Origin of the sequence: Chromobacterium haemolyticum DSM 19808, assembly GCF_000711885.1 — a bacterium.
Lineage (GTDB): Bacteria > Pseudomonadota > Gammaproteobacteria > Burkholderiales > Chromobacteriaceae > Chromobacterium > Chromobacterium haemolyticum.
Genome location: NZ_JONK01000014.1, coordinates 58,703 through 77,271, shown reverse-complemented (window position 1 = coordinate 77,271; position 18,569 = coordinate 58,703). Strand labels below are relative to the sequence as shown.

General features: G+C 63.3%; 17 protein-coding genes. 6 read left to right on the top strand and 11 right to left on the bottom strand.

The genetic code is table 11. The features are described from left to right. Window positions 1–134 precede the first annotated feature (134 nt). Both BR71_RS10195 and ompR read right to left on the bottom strand, forming a co-directional pair. Window positions 135–1,439: an ATP-binding protein gene (locus tag BR71_RS10195; protein WP_043636478.1), complete on the bottom strand. Its 1,305-nt coding sequence runs from the start codon at window positions 1,437–1,439 to the stop codon at window positions 135–137. Window positions 1,440–1,442: 3 nt separating this feature from the next. Then, window positions 1,443–2,168, bottom strand: coding sequence for an osmolarity response regulator transcription factor OmpR (gene ompR, locus BR71_RS10190; RefSeq protein ID WP_043636475.1), 726 nt, complete (start codon window positions 2,166–2,168; stop codon window positions 1,443–1,445). Window positions 2,169–2,552: 384 nt separating this feature from the next. Here ompR and BR71_RS22925 point away from each other — a divergent pair, with 384 nt between their 5' ends. Together BR71_RS22925 and BR71_RS10180 are read left to right on the top strand one after the other, a co-directional pair. Further along, the gene (locus BR71_RS22925) at window positions 2,553–2,807 is read left to right on the top strand and encodes a hypothetical protein (protein ID WP_156038937.1); all 255 of its coding nucleotides are present in this window, start codon (window positions 2,553–2,555) and stop codon (window positions 2,805–2,807) included. Between the two features lie 323 nt (window positions 2,808–3,130). Then, window positions 3,131–3,601 carry a hypothetical protein gene (locus BR71_RS10180; RefSeq protein WP_052370476.1) on the top strand — a complete coding sequence of 157 codons (471 nt, stop codon included), beginning with the start codon at window positions 3,131–3,133 and terminating at the stop codon, window positions 3,599–3,601. Between the two features lie 215 nt (window positions 3,602–3,816). Here the strand turns inward: BR71_RS10180 and BR71_RS10175 are convergent, their stop codons facing one another. Further along, a complete protein-coding gene (locus tag BR71_RS10175) occupies window positions 3,817–4,632 on the bottom strand; it encodes a transporter substrate-binding domain-containing protein (RefSeq protein WP_043636630.1) in 816 nt (271 codons plus the stop codon). A 336-nt stretch (window positions 4,633–4,968) separates the two neighbouring features. On the opposite strand from BR71_RS10175, the gene alr reads away from it, so the two are divergent. Together alr and BR71_RS10165 are read left to right on the top strand one after the other, a co-directional pair. Beyond that, on the top strand, window positions 4,969–6,198 hold the full coding sequence (gene alr, locus BR71_RS10170) for an alanine racemase (protein ID WP_043636472.1): 1,230 nt from the start codon (window positions 4,969–4,971) through the stop codon (window positions 6,196–6,198). A 117-nt stretch (window positions 6,199–6,315) separates the two neighbouring features. Next, window positions 6,316–6,609 (top strand): hypothetical protein, encoded by a 294-nt coding sequence (locus BR71_RS10165; RefSeq protein ID WP_043636469.1) that lies wholly within the window; start codon window positions 6,316–6,318, stop codon window positions 6,607–6,609. Between the two features lie 213 nt (window positions 6,610–6,822). Here the strand turns inward: BR71_RS10165 and BR71_RS10160 are convergent, their stop codons facing one another. From BR71_RS10160 to parC, 5 genes are all read right to left on the bottom strand, one after another. Continuing rightward, window positions 6,823–7,038: an HP1242/YdcH family protein gene (locus BR71_RS10160; RefSeq protein WP_043593468.1), complete on the bottom strand. Its 216-nt coding sequence runs from the start codon at window positions 7,036–7,038 to the stop codon at window positions 6,823–6,825. A gap of 311 nt (window positions 7,039–7,349) precedes the next feature. Beyond that, a complete protein-coding gene (locus tag BR71_RS22920) occupies window positions 7,350–8,108 on the bottom strand; it encodes a substrate-binding periplasmic protein (RefSeq protein ID WP_052370474.1) in 759 nt (252 codons plus the stop codon). Between the two features lie 390 nt (window positions 8,109–8,498). Further along, window positions 8,499–9,830, bottom strand: coding sequence for a sigma-54-dependent transcriptional regulator (locus BR71_RS10150; RefSeq protein ID WP_043636466.1), 1,332 nt, complete (start codon window positions 9,828–9,830; stop codon window positions 8,499–8,501). Beyond that, complete coding sequence (locus BR71_RS10145; RefSeq protein WP_052370473.1) at window positions 9,823–11,376, bottom strand: sensor histidine kinase; 1,554 nt, start codon at window positions 11,374–11,376, stop codon at window positions 9,823–9,825. The genes BR71_RS10150 and BR71_RS10145 overlap by 8 nt, the downstream gene beginning before the upstream one ends. Further along, window positions 11,373–13,742 carry a DNA topoisomerase IV subunit A gene (gene parC / locus BR71_RS10140; protein WP_043636463.1) on the bottom strand — a complete coding sequence of 790 codons (2,370 nt, stop codon included), beginning with the start codon at window positions 13,740–13,742 and terminating at the stop codon, window positions 11,373–11,375. The genes BR71_RS10145 and parC overlap by 4 nt, the downstream gene beginning before the upstream one ends. A 166-nt stretch (window positions 13,743–13,908) precedes the next feature. Here parC and BR71_RS10135 point away from each other — a divergent pair, with 166 nt between their 5' ends. Further along, window positions 13,909–14,376, top strand: a complete 468-nt coding sequence (locus BR71_RS10135; protein WP_043636459.1) for a GNAT family N-acetyltransferase — start codon at window positions 13,909–13,911, stop codon at window positions 14,374–14,376. A 76-nt stretch (window positions 14,377–14,452) separates the two neighbouring features. Here BR71_RS10135 and BR71_RS10130 read toward each other — a convergent pair whose 3' ends face one another. Together BR71_RS10130 and BR71_RS10125 are read right to left on the bottom strand one after the other, a co-directional pair. Next, the gene (locus tag BR71_RS10130) at window positions 14,453–15,706 is read right to left on the bottom strand and encodes a M28 family metallopeptidase (RefSeq protein ID WP_043636455.1); all 1,254 of its coding nucleotides are present in this window, start codon (window positions 15,704–15,706) and stop codon (window positions 14,453–14,455) included. A 95-nt stretch (window positions 15,707–15,801) separates the two neighbouring features. Then, window positions 15,802–17,295 carry a M4 family metallopeptidase gene (locus tag BR71_RS10125; protein WP_156038935.1) on the bottom strand — a complete coding sequence of 498 codons (1,494 nt, stop codon included), beginning with the start codon at window positions 17,293–17,295 and terminating at the stop codon, window positions 15,802–15,804. A 356-nt stretch (window positions 17,296–17,651) separates the two neighbouring features. Between BR71_RS10125 and BR71_RS24135 the strand changes: the two genes are divergently transcribed. Further along, window positions 17,652–17,834, top strand: coding sequence for a hypothetical protein (locus BR71_RS24135; RefSeq protein WP_156038933.1), 183 nt, complete (start codon window positions 17,652–17,654; stop codon window positions 17,832–17,834). Window positions 17,835–17,873: 39 nt separating this feature from the next. Here the strand turns inward: BR71_RS24135 and pdxH are convergent, their stop codons facing one another. Next, window positions 17,874–18,515, bottom strand: a complete 642-nt coding sequence (gene pdxH, locus BR71_RS10120; RefSeq protein WP_043636452.1) for a pyridoxamine 5'-phosphate oxidase — start codon at window positions 18,513–18,515, stop codon at window positions 17,874–17,876. Between the last annotated feature and the right edge of the window lie 54 nt (window positions 18,516–18,569).

Sequence of the window (18,569 nt, the reverse complement as noted above, 5' to 3'; positions counted from 1 at the left end):
AGCAAGAGCGAGACACGGCGAAAACAGCTGAGAAAGCGGAATGGTCACGTGGCACATGAGCATTTCGAAGGTGTACTCACCGTGCCACGTTTCACGATGCGCAGCTGATCGTAAACAGGTTCTTAAACCGATTCTCAACCGGCGTTCAACGGCAGGTAAACGGCCAGCTTGAAGCCGTCGGACTGATCGCAGAACTCCAGCCGGCCTCTATGCTGTTTGACCACGCGGCTGACGATGGCCAAGCCAAGGCCGCTGCCGCCGTCTGTGCCGCGATGTTCGGCCAGCCGTTCAAACGGAGCCAGCGCGATTTCGCGCAGCTCGGCCGGGATGCCCTTGCCGTGGTCCAGCACGCTGAGCACGGCGAAGCCGTCGACTTGCTCGACGCAGACTTCCACCGGCGGCGCGCCGTAGCGGCGAGCGTTTTCCAGCAAATTGGACAAGAGCCGCTCCAGCGCCAGTCCGTCGCCCTGCAACTCCGGCTCGGCTCGCCGCTCCAGGCGCGCGTCCATGCCTTCGCGGGCGAAGCGGGACACCACGCTGGCGGCGAGGTCGGCCAATGCCACCGGCTCCAGCCGGGTGGTTTCCTCGGCGCGGGCGAAGTCGATGAATTGGCGCACGATCTGCGACAGCTCGTCGATGTCGGCCAACATATCGTGCTGGTCCGGGCTGTCCTGCTGCAGCTCCAGCGTCAGCTTGAGCCGGGTTAGCGGTGTGCGCAGATCATGAGACAGGCCGGCCAGCATCAACCTGCGCTCGCGCGCGGCGCTGTCCAGCGCCTGCGCCATCAGGTTGAAATTGTGGGCCAGCACTTTCACCTCGCGCGGGCCGTCCTCCGGCACCGCCGCCGGCATGTTGCCGGCGGCCAGTTCTCGGCTGGCCAGCACCACGCGGCTGATTGGCCGCGCCACGCGCCAGGCGACGGCGAAGGCCAGCAAGCTGGCGACGATGGACGCCAACAGCGCCGCCTGGATGATGGTGTTGATCGAGCGGTCGCTGTAGCGGCCGAAGGGCAGCACCAGCCAGTAAGCCTGGTCCAGCACGTGCACATTGACCCACAGTTCGCGACGGTCGTCGATCTGGGCGTAGCGTACCTCGATCGCTTCGTTGAGGCCGTGCGACAGCCGCTGCGCCAGGGTTTCGCCCAAGCGCGGCACGTAGTCGGTGAAGTTGACGCCTTGATCGGCGTTGATCGGCAGCAACCGCGGCAGGCCGGGCCGGTTGTAGCCGGCCAGGAATTCGGCGCGCTCGGTGTTGGTCATCGCCTCCATCGTGCCTTCCAGGAAGGCCAGAGTGTCCACCGTTTGCGAATACAGCTGCTTGTCCAAGAGCTTGTGGCGCTCGCCGGCGGCCATCCACAGGGTGACGAACTGAGTGGTCAGCACCACCAGCACCACCAGCACGGCCAGCCGGAAAAACAGCGAGCCGGTCAGCTTGCGCACGGCTTACTCCCGCGGCGTGCCGTCCGGCACGAACACATAGCCGTAGCCCCAGACCGTCTGGATGAAGCGCAACTGGCTGTCGCCGCTTTCCAGCGCCTTGCGCAGCCGGGAGATGTGCACGTCTATGCTGCGGTCCAACGATTCTCCGTTGCCCTTGCCCAGAGCCATTTCCATCAGTTGCTCTCGGGTCAGCGGCCGGCGCGGGTGGCTGACCAGTACCGACAACACCGCGAATTCCGCGCTGGTCAGCGTGACCGGCTGGCCGGCCTTGCGCAATTCGCGCTGGCCTAGGTTGAGCACGAATTCGCCGAAGCTCACTTCCTCGTCGGCGTCGTGGCGCGCGCCCAGCGCCGGCGTGGCGTGATGACGGCGCAGCACCGATTGGATGCGGGCGGTGAGTTCGCGGGGATTGAACGGTTTGGGCAGGTAGTCGTCGGCGCCCATCTCCAGGCCGAGGATGCGGTCGATGTCCTCGCCGCGCGCGGTGAGCATGATGACCGGAATGGTTTCGCCCTGGGCGCGCAGCCGGCGCACCACCGCCAAGCCGTCTTCGCCCGGCATCATCACGTCCAGCACCATCAGGTCCGGGCGATTGCGCGCCAATTTGCGGTCCAGGTCTTTGGAGTCCGGCAGGGCCTCCACCGCGTAGCCCTGTTGGCTCAGATAGCGGGTAAGCAGCTCGCGCAGCTTGGCGTCGTCGTCGACGACCAGTATCTTATTGTGTTCCATGCGATTTTTCCTCGGAGCGGTGTGTCAGCTTAGCGGCTGGCCCCGGGCTGCGGCAGCGCGCCTGATGAAGATATGTTAAGCCCGTTCTCGCGATCACACACCTTAACAAATCAGAGATTGTCGCTCATGTCTCCCTCATGCCGCGAGTCTAGGCTCCGTAATGAAGTGTTCCGGCGCCTTGGGCGGTTCTCGATGCCTTTGGCATCCGCGGCGCATGGTGTATGCTGTCCGCCCTCGCCGGACTTGGGTCCGGAGTCCCTTTTCCAGCATGTTCGACAGGATAAAACAGGTTTCATGATGCGGTTGCCGATTCTTCTCATATTTGCCTTGCTGCAAGCGCTTGCCGGCGCGCCGGCCCTGGCGCGAGGGAAGGAACGCGGCCCCATGCCGCCGGATATGGAACCGGCGCAGGGCCGCCGCTGCCAGGCGCAGCCCGATCCGGACTGCAAGGAATTGCGTCGTCTGCGCAATTTGCGCCTGCGCGAGGCCGTGCAGGACGGCGATTTGCCGAAGGAGCAGATGCACCGGCCGCCGCCCCCGTACTGGCGGATGAGCCCGGACGGTGCCGCGCCGCCGCCGCCGCCTGATCGCATCAAGCCTCATTTCTGGCGAGACCGCCGCAAACATGGTTCGGAATGAGCCTTCTCAGCGTCAAGCCCGGCTGGCGAAGCGGGATTTCTATTGATAAGCTTTGAATAGAGTACGCCAGCCTTTTCATTCCAATTCAAATTCTCATTGCCGGAACGTTTTGCGAAGCAAACCGATTTCGCGGGCATGAGCCTGGCTGGCCATCCGCCGCGCCGATAGCGCGCAGCGTCGTTTTCGCCCAATAGAATTTGTTCATGATCCCGCGAGTCGGGGGCTGCGGCGTGCGGACACGGCGTATCGGTGCTTCAACGCCGTATCGCTGGAACGCAGCAAACATTGAACAGCTTCATAGGCGGGCGCGGAGATAACCGGTCATGCGCAAGGGGCATGCCTTGAAAAACAATAGGGGATACGGCGCGTTGCGGCGCGCCTGGGGACTGGGGCTAGCTTTGTGCTGGCTGGCGGAAGCGGCGGCGGCGCAGTGGGATTGCAGCCGCGCTACCGCGCCGCAGCGTTGCGAGCTGTACCGCCAGGGGGCCATGGCCTGCAATGATTTGCCGGTCAACGGCCGGCACGCCTGCATGCAGTTTTACACTCCGGCCTTGAGTTGCCTGCGAGAGCGCGACGCCAAGCGTTGCGAAGCCTTGCGGGCGGCGCACAGTTCTTGCGACGGGTTGGAAGGCAAGGCGCGACGCGTCTGCGTCAATGAGCGGCTGCCGCCGCCGGATTGCGCGCGCTCCGCCAATCCCGCGCGTTGCCGAGCCCGCGCTGAAGCCGAACTCAAATGCGCGGACCGCGAGATCGCTCAGCGGCTTTGCGTGCGTCAGGCTTTGCAGCCGGACTAAGAAACTGTTGCGCGTCGTGAGACGCCCCACGGTGAGTACGGCTTCGAAATGCTCAGGTACCCTATGTACACTCCGCTGTCTCAGCCGTTTTCGCCTTGTCTCGCCCTTGCTCGCGAGACTTTGAACCGGTTCTTAAGTAAACCCCTGATCCCCACAGGTACTGCCTGCGCCGGCGCGCCTTGGCTCGGGTTCTTTGCGAGCTCTTGTTAGCGCTGTCATTTAGCCGTGGTCGGATCAAACCACAGGCTGCGGTCGGCGAAAGGCGTGCTGGGCGGCAGGAACGGGTTGTCGATGCGGATCAGCCGCCGATGCTTCAGATCCAGCCGCTGGATCAGGCCGGCATGGTATTTCTGGAATAGCCGCTGGTACTCGCCGTTGCGCAGTATTTGTCTCATGCCCTGATCCACGCGTTGCGCCAGCCGTTGCCCTTCCGCGTCGCGGCCAAACCAAAAATACGTGGGCAGTGGGTAGTACAGCAATAAAGACCGCTCCAGCGCCATGTGCTGATATTGCGGCTGGTACACGCGGATTTCCTCCTCCACCTCCGCCACGCCGCGCGAAAACGCGTCGCCCAGGCCGCGCTCCAACATGCGGAACAGGCCGTCGTAATTGGGGTCGGTCACCACGGTCAGCCCGGCCTGTTTCAGGATGGCGTTGTCGCCCCAGCCATCGCCTTGGATGATGCTGAAGCGGCGCAAGTCCGCCAAGCTGGCCACCGTGTTGAAATCCGCTTGCCGCGTGTCCCGGATCAACAGTACGCGATAGCCGAGCAAGCCGCGGTCTATCGGAATCCGCACCGGAAAATAGCGACGTTCGTAGTCGCGGTTGGTTTCGCGGATCACCACATTGAGCCGGCCGCGGGGATGACTCAGTTCCTGCAATTGACGCGCTTCGTTCATGCGCGGCGCGAAGCGCAGACTGTAATCCCCCCAATTGGCGCGGGTGGCGTCCAACGCGGCGCGCAGAATGGCCCAATGGTAGTCGTAGCGTTCATCGACGGAGGTTTCCGGCGAGTGGCCGATATAGATCATGCCGGCAGCCAGGGCGGATGATGGCGACCCACAGCCGAACGCGACGAGGACGGCCAGCCAACAGCCGGCCAACCGGCGTAGAAATAGGGATTGCCGCATCGGAAGAACCTCGAAAAAGCGCGCAGACGCAGTGCTCCGCTTCTTCATCATGGATAGCGGCGCCGCGGCGCGCAAGGGGCGCTCGCTGGTGCCGGATTTGCGTGCGGTCAAGCGATTATGCAAAACAAGGACTAGCAGTGAATATTCATATCGACATGAATATATCAGCCTCCTATCATCTCCCGGATGCCGGAACGGCCTTGTCGGCAAGCGGCATTCACACTCGGGGGACGACTTATGCAATTCAAAAAAACACTGCTGGCCTTGTCGCTGGGCCTGGCCTTGGCGCCCGCGCTGACCATGGCGGTGCCGCCGTTGACCGCCGCCAACAGCGGCTCCACCGCGGAAGCCGCGCGCGGCAACGCCTGGCTGGAAATTGATAAGGCGGCGCTGGATCACAACCTGGCCGAGCTCAAGCGCCTGGTGGGCGCAGACACCAAGGTGTGCGCCATCTTGAAGGCGGACGCCTATGGCCATGGCATTGCCAACGTGATGCCGTCCATCATCGCTCAGGGCATTCCCTGCGTGGGCATCGCCAGCAATGAAGAGGCCCGCGTGGCTCGCGCCAGCGGCTACAAAGGCGTGGTGGCGCGCGTGCGCAGCGCCACGCAGGAAGAGATAGCAGACGGCCTGCAATACGATATGCAAGAACTGGTGGGCAATCTGGAGCTGGCGCGTCAGGCATCCGCGCTGGCCAAGCGTCAGGGCAAGACGCTGCAAATCCATCTGGCCATCAATTCCGCCGGCATCAGCCGCAACGGCGTGGAACTGGCCAGCAAGCAAGGCCGCCGCGACGCGCTGGCCATGCTCAAGCTGCCTAATCTGCAAGTGGTGGGCATCATGACCCACTTCCCGGTGGAGGATAAGGCCGACGTGCAAAAAGGCCTGGCGGCGTTCAATGAGGAAAGCGCTTGGCTGATCAAGGCCGGCGGGCTGGACCGCAGCAAGATCACCCTGCACTGCGCCAATAGCTTCGCCACGCTGGAAGTGCCGGAAGCGCGGCTGGACATGGTGCGCCCGGGCGGCGCCATCTTCGGCGACACCGTGCCCAGCCATACCGAGTATCTGCGCGTGATGGCGTTCAAATCGCGAGTGGCGGCGGTCAACCGTTATCCGGCCGGCAATACCGTGGGCTATGACCGCACTTACACCTTGAAGCGCGAGTCTCTGCTGGCCAACATCCCGGTTGGATATTCCGACGGTTATCGCCGCGCTTTCACCAATAAGGCGCATGTGTTGATCAATGGTCAGCGCGCGCCGGTGGTGGGCAAAGTGTCGATGAACACCTTGATGGTGGATGTGACCGAGATTCCAGGCGCCAAGATAGGCGACGAGGTGGTGTTGTTTGGCAAGCAGGGCAAGGCCGAAATCAGCGCCGCCGAGCTGGAGGACATCAACGGCGCCTTGCTGGCGGACCTCTACACCGTGTGGGGCAATTCCAATCCCAAACTGCTGGTGAACCGCTAAATCGGGACGCGTCGCCGCCGCCGCCAGCGGCGGCGGCAGTGTGAGTCTTCACAGTCTGCTGGCGAATTGCCTTGGTTTGGACTTAGATGAATCATGTCCCCGCATCAGGAGTAAGCCATGCAGTTCGACGAAGTTCGCCCCGAGCATTTCACCACGCTGTCCCGCAACCCGTTTCCACATATTCTGATTGACCGGGCCTTGCAGCAGATCGCCGGCGGGAGCGCCGACGGCTCGCAGTTCCGCAAGGATGTGCTGGCCGCCGCGGGCTGGAGCCATGGCGGGCTGACGCCGTTCGGCAAGTACCCGGCCGATGCCTGCGAGGCGTTCAACCGCATCCGTAAAGTGCTGGAAGTCACCCAGGAGCCGGACGCGATCCTGGCGGAGCTGGATAAGGACGCGCCCAAGGTCTGATTCCGTACACGGCTCATGCAAAAGCCCGCCAGATGGCGGGCTTCGTCATTGCGCGGAGACGCTGGACCTAAGAACCTGTTTACGATCTGCTGCGCGTCGTGAAGCGTTGCACGGTGAGTACGAGCTCAAAATGCTCTTGTACCACTTGACCATTCCGCTTTTTCGCTGGTTTCCGACTTGTCTCGCCTTAGCTCGCGAGATCGTAAACACGTTCTAATCGGCCGCCTTCCTCAGGATGGCGTACAACTCGTCCTTGAGCCGCAGTTTTTCCTTCTTCAGGTTTTCGATTTCGAAGTCGGCGGAAGGCTCGATGCGCGCTTCCATATTCTTGATCTTCTGGTCCAGGTCGTTGTGTTTGTTGAACAGGCGGGTGAAGTGATCGTCTTCGGTTTTCAGCTTGCTGATCAATTCGCGGTATTCGGGAAACATGGGCGACTCCTTGGGCGGGTGGATACATGGAGCGGCTAACGACACGGGCCTGAGCGAAGCGTGAGGGCAAAATCCCGTGGTCGTCAGCGATCGGATACTGCCAAACCATGCTAACACCGCGCGGCGGCGAAGGTTATTGATCCAGAGCAGATACCCACCCTTAGGCCAGCCAGGCGCAGCAACAGGTTTCCAGGGCGTGTTCAAAGTCTCGCGAGCAAGAGCGCGACGCGGAATGTACATGGGGTACATGAGCATTTCGAAGTCGGTTTCAACGTGGTATCGCCGATGCGTAGCAGACGAAGAACAGGTTCTCAGGGCTTGAACCAGGGCCGTCCGTGCTGGGTGGGAAGCTGATAGCGCTTGGCCAGTTTCTCGTAGCCGCCGGCGGCGGCGAAGCGGCGCAGGCCCAGATTGAAACGGTCGCGATCGCGGACATCCCGAAAGGCCAGCCGGTAATGAGTGGGCGTGAATAGCGCGTATGGACAGAGCCTGGCTTTGATGTCGATCTCGCGGCGGAGATCGTGGCTAAACTGCTGGAAGATATTGACGTCGGAAATCGCCACGTCGGCGCGCTCGCTGTACAACAGGCGGTTGAGGGTGATCTGTGGCGATTCCTCGCGATAGGACGGAATCTGCGGCGTCAGCGCGGCGAAGGCGGGGCCCAGATAAAGGTGGGCGCCCTGAAAGGCCGCCACTCGGAAGCGAACCAGGTCCTCCAGCCGCTGCAGGTGGATGCGGCGTTTGCACAGCGTGATCGCCATGTTCTGGTAAACGATGTAGGGCTCGGAAACATGGCCGCCGCTGTTGGCGATGGCGGCGTCCACCTGGCCGCTTGCCAGCCAGTTGTGCGCGCGCAGATTGGGGCCGAAGCGGATCCGCGGCTGATAACCGGCCTGGCTCAAGGCCTGGCTGACGATGTCGTATTCCACGCCCTTGCCGCGCTCCGCGTCGATATAGGGTTGTTTGGTTTCACCCAGCGCCACCCGCAGCGACGGCAGGGCCCCAATCTGGGCACTGAGCAGCAGGGCCGGCAGGGCGCGGAGGACGAGATGGAGCGGCGTGAAAGCCATGGGCCGGTAGCGAATATCGATATGGTTGCAATGGCGCGCCCGCGGGCGGGGCCGTCGAATAGGTTCTTTATAGCCGCTGGCTCGGGTCTGGCCTTGTCTGATGAGAGGACGTGGGCCGCGGCTGCCGCATTGTAGCGATTGCGAGGCTGTGCTTCCCAGGTTTCCGGCGGAGAGCCGGCAAAAAGCGAGAATATGGCTTATCCACAGGGTTTGGCGCAATACCGTGCTTATCCACAGCGCGCTTAGAGCCTGTTTACGATCTCGCGAGCTAAGGCGAGACAAGACGAAAACGGCTGAGAAAGCGTAGTGTACAAAAGCGGTACATGAGCATTTCGAAGGGGTACTCACCGTGTAACGCTTCATGACGCGCAGCAGATCGTAAACAGGCTCTTACTTGATGCCCAGCCTTTCCATCCGATAGCGCATGGATCGGAAGGTGACGCCCAGCGTCTTGGCGGCCTGGGTGCGGTTGAAGCGGGTGCTCTCCAGCGCCTTGAGGATGGCTTCGCGCTCCACCCGGTCCAGAAAGTCCTGCAGCGCCTCGCCATCGGCGCAGGTTGGCGCCTCTCCATCGCCCTGGCCGCCGTGATCGCTAGGCAGCAGTTGCAGGTCCCGCAACTCAATCCGGGCGTCGTTGGCCAGGGCCACCGCGCGTTCCAGGATGTTTTCCAGTTCGCGGAAATTGCCCGGATAGTTGTATTCCAGCAAGGCCTTGAGCGCCGCCGGCGCCAGCCGCGGCTTTTCGTCGGGGGAAAAGCGTTCCAGCAGGCTGGCGATGTAGCGCGGCAGGTCCTCGCGCAGTTCGCGCAGCGGCGGCATGCGCAGCGGCAGCACGTTGAGCCGGTAGTACAGATCCTGGCGAAAGTTGCCGGCGTCTACCCGCGCCGCCAGGTCCTTGTGGGTGGCGCAGATGATGCGCACGTCCACCGCTTCTTCCTGGGCGTTGCCCAGGCGGCGCACTTTCTTTTCCTGAATCGCGCGCAGCAGTTTGACCTGCATCGCCAGCGGCAGGTCGGCCACTTCGTCCAGAAACAGCGTGCCGCCGTTGGCTTGTTGAAAGAAGCCGTCGCGGTCGTTGTCGGCGCCGGTGAACGCGCCTTTGCGGTAGCCGAAGAATTCGCTTTCCATCAGCGTTTCCGGGATGGCGCCGCAGTTGACCGGGATGAATGGCCGTTCGGCGCGCGCGCTGTGCTCGTGTATCATCCGCGCCGCCTGTTCCTTGCCGGTGCCGGATTCGCCGCTGACGTAAACCGCGGCCTGGCTGCGCGCCAGCTTGCCGATCAAGCGCAGCGCTTCCTGGATCGCCGGCGATTCGCCGTCCAGCCGCACCGCGGCCTCGGTTTTGCCGTTGTCCACACGCAGCACGGATTTCACCAGGCTGCGCAATTGAGCCAGGCTGACCGGTTTTTGCAGATAGTCGAAGGCGCCGGCCTTCATCGCCAGCACCGCGTTGTCGGTGTTGCCGTAGGCGGTGATCACGGCGATGGGCACGTCCAGGCCCTGTTCGGCGATATGGCGCACCACTTCGATGCCCTCGCCGTCCGGCAGGCGCATATCGGTCAGCGCCAGGTCGAAGGGCTGGCTGTTCAGGCTGAGTTTGGCGGCGCCGACGCTGGCGGCGGTGGCCACGTCCAGCCCCATCTTGATCAGGGTCAGTTCCAGCAGTTCGCGGATGTCCGGTTCATCGTCGATCACCAGCACGCGCAGGGAGGATTTAGCCATAAGCCTTGTGACAGATCAGACGGAACACGCCGCCGGGTGGGCAGTAGTCCAAGCGCGCGTCGTTGGCTTCCGCCAGTTCGCGCGCGATGTACAGGCCCAGTCCGGTGCCGGCGCTTTCCGTGGTGAAAAAGGGTTCGAACAAGCGGGCCTGGGCATCTTCGCTCATGCCTGGGCCATCGTCCATTACCTTGATGGTCAGGTGATTTTCCACTTCGCCCACTTCGATGCGCACCGCGCCCGGCTGTTTGCTGGAGTAGCGCCAGGCGTTGGCCAGCAAATTGTTGAGAATCTGGCCAAAGTGGCCGCGGTCGAACTGGACCGCGGCGGCCTGCGCCTGGTAGACGCAGCAGATTGCGCCGGCGGCGGCGGCTTCCACTACGCCGAAGTGGTCCAGCAGCTCGTCCAGAAAGGGCTGCAGCCGTATCGGCTCGGGTTTGATCCGGTCGCGGCGGTTCAAGGCCAGCACTTCTTGCACCATGTGGTTGATGCGCTTGCTGTTGCCCTGCACGATGCGGATCAGCCGCTGGCGCGCGGGGTCGGTTTCGTCTTCGGCCAGCAGGTCGGCCGCGTGGTTGATCGCCGACAGCGGGTTGCGGATTTCATGGGCGATATTGGCGGTGAGCCGCCCCAGCGCCGCCAGTTTGACGCGTTTGCCCTCCTCCGCCATGTCCGCCATGTCGCGCATGAACAGCAGGAGCGCGTGGTCGTCGCCCACCAGCACCGGCACCATGCGGCCCACCAATTGACGCCCGCGGATGTTGCGGTCGATGAAACTGGGATTGGGCTGGCAGCCGTTGTGCCGCCAGCGCTCCACCAGCGGCAGCAGTTCGGGAACGACGTGGCCGCGGCGCATGGCGCCGAAGTAGCGCGCCGCCTGATTGTTGAACTGGCGCAGCAGGCCAGAGGGATCCAGCACCACCACCGCGTCGCGCTGGCTTTGCAACACCAGTTCGTTCAGGCGGTTGAGGTTGGCGATCTCGCCGCCGCGGCGGGTGGCCAGCGCTTCGGAGTCGCGCGCCACGCGGCCCAGCTTCCAGGTAACGATGGAGGTGATGAAGCCGGCGGTGGCCAGCAGCGCGGAGTAGTAGAAATCCGAGCCGCGGCCTATGCCCAGGTATTGCTCGACGCCGACGAAGGACAGCAGGATCAGTGTGGCGATGGAGGCGTAGAACAGCGCATAGCGGCCCGATGACAGCAGGCCGGCCACTGCCAGATAGGGCAAGAGCAGGATGCCGTAGCCGCTGCGGACGCCGTCGTTGATGCCCATCAGCAGCACAATCATCGCGATGTCGGCGGCGATGGCCAGCGTCAGTTGCAGGGTGTGGGCCAGCCGGCCGTTGCGCAGCAGGAACCAGGCGCCGATCAGAGCGGCGTAGACGCCGCTCCACAGATAGAAGGCCTTGCCGCCGGCCACCAGCGATTCGCCTTCGCGGTTGGCGAACAAGGACATCGCCAGCAGCACCAGCAGCAGCGCCGCCCGGAAGCTGTTGATGAAGACCAGCCCGCTGCGCGGGGTCAACGGCGTCGGCGGGCGGTCCCGGTTCATGTCGTAGGCAGCTCGCTGATGGCGCTGACGCTCCATTTCTTCGGCATCAGCTTGCCCTTCTTGCCGCGCTTGCCGGCGAACTCCGCCAGCGCCAGTTTTTCATCGGAGGCCTTGCCGCGCACCGACAGCGTGGACAGCAGCGCTTTTTCGCCGTTGACCAGGCCGATGGCGGTGACGGCTTCGCCCTCTTCCACCGCCATCAGCATCAAGCCGCGGCCCTTGGCCAGCTCTTTGAGTTCGGCGGCCGGGAAGGCCAGCAGGCGGCCGTTGTCGGCGGCGGCCACCAGTTGGGTGGCTTCAATGATGCCGGTGGCCGGCAGCGGCGCGGGGGTCAGCACGGTTTCTTCCGGATTCAGCGTCAGGAAGGCTTTGCCGGCCTTGACCCGTCCGGCCATGTCGCCCAGCTTGGCGATGAAGCCGTAGCCGCCGGAACCGGCGACGACAAAGCGGGCCTCGTCCTTTCCGGATAGCATCTGGGCCGGCTTGGCGCCGTCCTGCAGGTCCACCAGCGACGCCACCGGCACGCCGTCGCCGCGGCCGGTGGGCACGTCGGCCGGGTCCACGGTGTAGGCGCGGCCCTTGCTGTCCAGCACGATCACCGACCACACAGTGCGGGTTTCCACCACGGTGTGCAGCGCGTCGCCGTCCTTGAAGGCCAGCGCGGCGAGGTCCACGTTGTGGCCGACGCGGGCGCGGATCCAGCCCTTCTGCGACAGGATGATGGTGACCGGTTCGTCGGCTATGGTCTGGGTCAGCACCGCGCGCTCGGCGGTCTTGATCTCGCTGCGGCGCTTGTCGCCGTACTTGGCGGCGTCGGCCTGGATTTCCTCGCGCATCATGCTGCGCAGCGCGTCCGGCGTGTCCAGCACGTGGCGCAGGCCTTCGCGCTCCTCGCGCAGATCGGACAGCTCTTTCTCCAGCTTGAAGCCTTCCAGCCGCGCCAGTTGGCGCAGGCGGATTTCCAGGATGTCCTCCGCCTGGATCTCGGTCAGGCCGAAGGCCTTGATCAGGTCCGGCTTGGGCTCGTCGGATTCGCGTATCACGCGTATCACTTCATCGATATGGATGAAGGCGATCATCCGGCCTTCCAGGATGTGGATGCGTTTTTCCACCTGGGCCAGCCTGTGCTGCAGGCGGCGGGTGACGGTAACGCGGCGGAAGTCCAGCCACTCGCTGAGAATGGGCTTTAGGCCTTTCTGACCCGGCCGGCCGTCCAGGCCTATCATCACCAGGTTCATCGAGGTGTTGCCTTCCAGGCTGGTCTGCGCCAGAAGGATGTTGATGAACTCGTCCGGGTCCTGGCGGCTGGACTTGGGTTCGAACACCAGGCGCACCGGACACTCGCTGTCGGATTCGTCGCGCACGCGGTCCAGCAGCGACAACATCAGGCTCTTCAGGTTTTGCTGGTCCTGAGTCAGCGCCTTCTTGCCGGTCTTGACCTTGGGGTTGGTGGCTTCTTCAATCTCCGCCAGCACTTTCTGCGCGCTGGAACCGGGCGGCAGCTCGGACACGATCACGCGCCACTGGCCGCGCGCCAGCTTTTCCACTTCCCATTTGGCGCGCACGCGCACGCTGCCGCGGCCGCTCTCATAGGCGGCGAGGATGTCTTCTGCCGGGGTGATGATCTGGCCGCCGCCGGGGAAGTCCGGCCCGGGCACGTATTGCATCAGCGCCGCGGTATCCAGCTCAGGGTTGTCCAGCAAGGCGATGCAGGCGCTGGCCACTTCGGTCAGATTGTGCGGGGGGATTTCGGTGGCGAGACCCACGGCGATGCCGGAGGCGCCGTTGAGCAGCACCATGGGCAGGCGCGCCGGCAGCAAGCGCGGTTCCTCGAAGGCGCCGTCGTAATTGGGCACGAAGTCCACCGTGCCCATGTCGATTTCCGACAGCAGCAGGTCGGCGATCGGCGTCAGCCGCGCCTCGGTGTAACGCATTGCCGCCGCGCCGTCGCCGTCGCGGCTGCCGAAGTTGCCCTGGCCGTCGATCAGCGGGTAGCGCAGCGTGAAATCCTGCGCCATGCGCACCAGCGCTTCGTAGGCGGAGCTGTCACCGTGCGGGTGGTATTTACCCAGGATTTCACCGACCACGCGCGCCGATTTCACCGGCTTGGCGCCGTGGGCCAAGCCCATGTCGCGCATCGCGTACAGGATGCGCCGCTGCACCGGCTTCTGGCCGTCGGCCACTTCCGGCAGCGCGCGGCCCTTGACCACGCTCATGGCGTATTCCAGATAGGCGCGCTCAGCGTAGAGGTCCAGTGGAATCCACTCGCCGTCGTTGGCGTCCGCCGCGGGCGGAGTGGGCGGCGGCGGGGTCAGGGCGGCGGCGCCGTCCGGCGTATTCTCGGCAAACAGATCGTTATCGTTCATATGGGCAAGACAGGAGGTGAATCGGTTAGCGTTCATCGGCCGGCGTTTGCGCCACGGCAAAGCCTGTCCTCACGGTTATAGCTGGCGAGGACGCGTTGTCGTAAGCTTGGCCCGGACGCGCCGCAAGCCGGCCGATGATAATGAATCAGTTCAGGGGAATTCTACTATGGCAAACCGAGTTGCGTGGCACTGCCACCGTTTCGATGGTTTTACGCCGCTGGCGTTGTATCGGGCCTTGCAGCTGCGCGACCAGGTGTTCGTTGTGGAGCAGCAGTCGATTTACGGCGATGTGGACGGCGTGGATGTGCACTGTCTGCACCTGTCCGGGCACGACGACGGCGGCCGGCTGCTGGCTTACGCGCGCTTGATTGCGCCGGGGGAGAAATACCCGGACGCGGCGGCGATAGGCCGGGTCGTGGTGGCGCCGGAGGCGCGCGGCCAGGGCCTGGGCAAGGCGCTGCTGGCGCAGGCGGTGGCGCAGTGCCGCGCGCATTTCCCCCAGGCGGCCATCATGTTGTCGGCGCAGACCGACGCGCAGACCTTGTACGAGAGCTTCGGTTTCCACGCGGTGTCCGAGCCTTACGACGACGGCGGAATCCTGCATGTGGATATGCGGCGCGAGGCCGGCGCTTAAAACCATTTCATCGAGCCTTCCGCAATGAAAAACCCACCCCGCTAAAGGGGTGGGCGCATCAAGCGGAAAGGCGGACTCAGCGTTTGACCGCCGGGCCGTCGCTGCCCAATTCCACCGCGTAAGCCAGCGCCAGTTGCGAGAACTTCAGCGCGTGGCGAGCCTGGTTGCCGGCGCTGGCGAGGGTGTCGCGCACGGTGTGGATGTTGGGGTTGGATTGGTTGAAGGCGGATTCGAACGGGAAGGATGCCGGATAGCCGTTCTTGTGCCAGGAGGCGTGGTCGGAGCACGCATAGCCGCAAGAGCTGTAGCCGACGGTCAGATTGGGCAGATAGGTTTCGGCCAGATTGGCGAGGAAGGTGTTCTGCGCCGAGTTGGTGTAGTCGGTGAACAGGAAGATGTCGTCCTCGCTGCCCTGGTAGTTGGTCATGTCCAGTTGCAAGGCGCCCACCACGTTGACCTTCTGTTGCTTGTAGCGGTTGGCGATGTCGGAGGAACCCCGCAGGCCCACTTCTTCCGCCGCGTAGGCCATGAACTTGATGGTGCGGCGCGGCTGATAGTTGTTGGCCAGCAGCACGCGGATCACCTCGGTCAGGCTGGCGATGCCGGAAGCGTCGTCGTCGGCGCCCGGCGCGCGGCTGTTTTCGCCGGTGCCGCTGCCCACGGTGGAGTCCAGGTGGCCGCCCAGCACCAGGGTTTCAGCGGCATTGTCCTTGCCCTTGATGGTGAGGATCACCGATTTTTGCGGCCAGGCGCTGTGGGCGAACTGCTCCACGGTCACGTCGCTGCGGCCGGCGGCCAGCTGCCGCCATTGATTGGCGATCCAGTTGGACGCGTTGACGCCGTGGCTGGTGGTGTAGAAGCGGTTTTGGTAGTTGGACAGGGATTGGATGGTGCCGAGAATGTTGCTGTCCTGCAGCTGCGGCAACAGCTTGTTGACGGTGGCCTGGTCGTTGATCTGGTAGCTGGGCAGCAGCGTGCCGGCCACCGGCGCCTTCAGCGCGGTGCGCGCGTCCTGCAGATCCTTGTGCACGATGAAGCCGCCGCAATGACGCAGACTGTGGTGGATGGCGTCCGACAACTGCGGCAGCACGCTGTCGTCCACTTGCACCAGATGGACTTTTTCGGTGGCCACGCCCTTGGCGGACACGCCGGCCGGCAGCGCGTTCACCGCCAGCTGGCGGCTTTCCTGGCTGCGGCTTTTCGGGCTGACTTGTTGTAGCAATTGGTAGGCGTTGTCGCCGATGGAAATCCATACCGGCGCGGCCTGGACGGCGCCGGCCAGGCTGGTGGCGGCCAGCAGCGCGACGAGACTTGGTTTGAGAGTGAGCATTCCGGAATTCCTGAGCGATGCCGGCCATGGGCGGACCATGGCCGGCGGATGGGAGAAACGGCGCGAATCGTCATGACCGCGCCGTCAGACGGTCATCAGCTGTCGCAAGCCACGCCCACGGTGGAGAAGGCCTTGGTGACGTCCGCGCTGTTGTAACCGCGCGCTTCGGCTGCTTTCTCCACGCCGCAAGCGGCGCTGTTGTAAGTGGCGTTGGCGGTCCAGTACAGGCGGTTGGCGTCCACGAACACTTCAAAGGCCTTGCGGGTGTTCCAGCCGGGGCTGGTGGCGATCAGGTAGAACGCCTTGTTGTACACGCCGCTGGAGTAGTGCACGTCCAGGCCGCTGGTGTAGTCATTGGCGTGTCCGATGGAGCGGCCGTCCTTGGTCGGGTCGGCGAAGTAGCGCAGCGCGCCGGTCTTCTTGAAGATCTCCGCGCCCACCAGGAAGTCGTTCTTGCCCTTCATGTAGTACTCGGCGGCTTCGCCGGCCATGTCGGAGAACGCTTCGTTGATGCCGCCCGACTGCTCGCTGTAGACCAGGCCGGAGTTCTGCTCGGTGAAGCCGTGGCTGACTTCATGAGCGGACACATCCAGCGATACCAGCGGGTAGAAGCGGGTGGCGCCGTCGCCGAAGGTCATCGCGCTGCCGTCCCAGAACGCGTTTTCATAGTTGCGGCTGTAATGCACCTTCATCAGCAGCTTCTGGTTGATCGGACGCAGGTTGAACCAATCCTTGTACAGGTTGAACACCACATTGCCGAAGTAGTGGGCGTCGTTCAGCGGCGAGTAGGCGCCGTTGATGGCCTTGTAGGTGTTGGTGGGGCAAGCGAACTTGAACGGGGTGGTGCCGCTGGTGCCGCCGTTCAGGTTGATGGTGGCGACATTGCCGCTGTCCATCTTGCAATCGCTGGTGACGACCAGCGGGCCGTAGTCGGTGCCGTACAGGTATTTGCCGGTCTTGGCGTTGCCGCCGGGGCCGTTGGCGTCGTTGTGGTTCAGGCCTTCCCACTGTTTCAGCACCTGGCCGCTATTGGCGTCGACGATGAAGTGCGGACGGCTGGGTTCCTTGCCGCCCTCCACCAGGAAGGACACCAGATAGACCAGCTGGGCGGTGTTGCGCTTATCCAGGCGCACCACCAGTTCGGTCTTCTCGTTGCGGGTTTCATAGCCGTTGGCCTTCAGTGCCTTGGCGTTGGCCAGCACCTGGGAGGCGCTGAGCGCCGGCTTGACCGAAGCCAGGTCGGAGGCGATGCCGCGCACATAGTAGCCGGACAATTTGCTGGCCGCGGCGGTGGACGAGCCCTTAGCGAATTGCTTTTCCTCCACGACGGCTTCGCCCCATACCGGCACGCCCTGATAGTACTGCTGGTAGCGGGTGATGACTTTGCCGTTGGGGAATTGCGAGCTGCGCTGCGCCTTGAGTTCGCCCTGGTTGATGCCGGCGGCGCTGAACGCGCTGGTGCCGGCGGCGAGTTTGCTGGATTTGCTCAGCGCATCCAGATTGACGCGCTCGGCGGCTTGGGCGGAGCCGTAAGCCAGAGCCAGCGCGGACAACACCAATACGCGAACCATCGCAGTTTGGGTTTTCATCACGAATTTTCTCCAATGTAGATCAGCGGGACACGGTAATGGCCCGCGTCAAGCCGACGGATCTTGCGTAAAGGCCGCCGGCGCCAGACAGGCTTGCGCCTGCCCTTTCGGACGCTTGGAAATCTCTCCGAAGATGGCTGCCGCCATCGGGCGGGGTTGAAATTCTCTGCGTCCCTTATGCGTTCCCGACATGGGACATCGCTCTGAACATGGGAAAGGGGTTGCTGAAATCAGAGGACGTTGGCTTGGTTTGTTCTGACGACCACTTGCCAAATGCATAAATTATGTATTGGTTTTTCCGCCTTGATATGCATCTGTTCTAAGTGCCAGTTGCCTGGATACTTGCGGCGGCGGGCATGACCGAAATCAAAGCAGGGCGTCGAATCCTTGGTAGACAAGGAGAAGAGAGGGAAACATCAAGAAAATCAAAAGCCGCATCATCCGGATGCGGCTTGTTGCTATGCGGCAACATCCAAATCGCTATAAAAGCGGACAAACTGTCTAATTATGGATGGTTGCAATTTTTTGCTCATGCATAAAGCGCATGATATCAATGAGTTGTTCTCACCCGGGTAGGGTCAAGGCGCCAGCCGCGCGATCTTCCAGGCGCCGTCTTCCAGCAAGGAATACTGCACTCGGTCATGTAGCCGGCTGGGGCGGCCTTGCCAGAATTCCAGCCGGTCCGGCGTCACCGCGTAACCGCCCCAGTGCGGCGGCCGGGGCACGTTCAAGGGGTGTTTGACCCCGAACATCGCCGCGCGCGACACCAGCACGCTCTTGGAGCTGATCTCGCTGCTCTGTTCGCTGGCCCAGGCTCCCACGCGGCTGGTGTAAGGCCGGCTGGCGAAATAGGCGTCCGAGATTTCCGGCGCCACCTGGGCCGCGCGGCCCTCGATGCGGATCTGCCGCTCCAGCTCCGGCCAGAAGAAGGTCAGCGCCACATAAGGGTTGTCGTTCAACTGGCGGCCTTTTCGGCTTAGATAATTGGTGTAGAACAGCAGTTGGCCGTCCTCCACGCCCTTGAGCAGCACGATGCGCGAAGTGGGACGTCCGTCCGCTCCGGTCGTGGCCAGGTTCATCGCCGTAGGCTCTGGCACTTGCGCGGAGATGGCCTGGTTCAACCAGTTCTCCAACTGGGCCAACGGGTCCGGCAGGCACTCCTCCGGCGATAGTTCTTGCTTGGAAAAATCCTTGCGGATGTCTGCGAGGTTCAGCGACATTTCGTCCTCCTTGAAGGGGCTATCTTATGCCAGCTCCGCTTGGACCATATAGGG

Coding starts and splice junctions, on each gene's coding strand:
- ompR (WP_043636475.1), bottom strand. CDS start 2,168: ATGGAACACAATAAGATACTGGTCGTCGACGACGACGCCAAGCTGCGC.
- BR71_RS22925 (WP_156038937.1), top strand. CDS start 2,553: ATGCCGCCGGATATGGAACCGGCGCAGGGCCGCCGCTGCCAGGCGCAG.
- BR71_RS10180 (WP_052370476.1), top strand. CDS start 3,131: ATGCGCAAGGGGCATGCCTTGAAAAACAATAGGGGATACGGCGCGTTG.
- BR71_RS10175 (WP_043636630.1), bottom strand. CDS start 4,632: ATGATCTATATCGGCCACTCGCCGGAAACCTCCGTCGATGAACGCTAC.
- alr (WP_043636472.1), top strand. CDS start 4,969: ATGCAATTCAAAAAAACACTGCTGGCCTTGTCGCTGGGCCTGGCCTTG.
- BR71_RS10165 (WP_043636469.1), top strand. CDS start 6,316: ATGCAGTTCGACGAAGTTCGCCCCGAGCATTTCACCACGCTGTCCCGC.
- BR71_RS10160 (WP_043593468.1), bottom strand. CDS start 7,038: ATGTTTCCCGAATACCGCGAATTGATCAGCAAGCTGAAAACCGAAGAC.
- BR71_RS22920 (WP_052370474.1), bottom strand. CDS start 8,108: ATGGCTTTCACGCCGCTCCATCTCGTCCTCCGCGCCCTGCCGGCCCTG.
- BR71_RS10150 (WP_043636466.1), bottom strand. CDS start 9,830: ATGGCTAAATCCTCCCTGCGCGTGCTGGTGATCGACGATGAACCGGAC.
- BR71_RS10145 (WP_052370473.1), bottom strand. CDS start 11,376: ATGAACCGGGACCGCCCGCCGACGCCGTTGACCCCGCGCAGCGGGCTG.
- parC (WP_043636463.1), bottom strand. CDS start 13,742: ATGAACGATAACGATCTGTTTGCCGAGAATACGCCGGACGGCGCCGCC.
- BR71_RS10135 (WP_043636459.1), top strand. CDS start 13,909: ATGGCAAACCGAGTTGCGTGGCACTGCCACCGTTTCGATGGTTTTACG.
- BR71_RS10130 (WP_043636455.1), bottom strand. CDS start 15,706: ATGCTCACTCTCAAACCAAGTCTCGTCGCGCTGCTGGCCGCCACCAGC.
- BR71_RS10125 (WP_156038935.1), bottom strand. CDS start 17,295: ATGAAAACCCAAACTGCGATGGTTCGCGTATTGGTGTTGTCCGCGCTG.
- BR71_RS24135 (WP_156038933.1), top strand. CDS start 17,652: ATGACCGAAATCAAAGCAGGGCGTCGAATCCTTGGTAGACAAGGAGAA.
- pdxH (WP_043636452.1), bottom strand. CDS start 18,515: ATGTCGCTGAACCTCGCAGACATCCGCAAGGATTTTTCCAAGCAAGAA.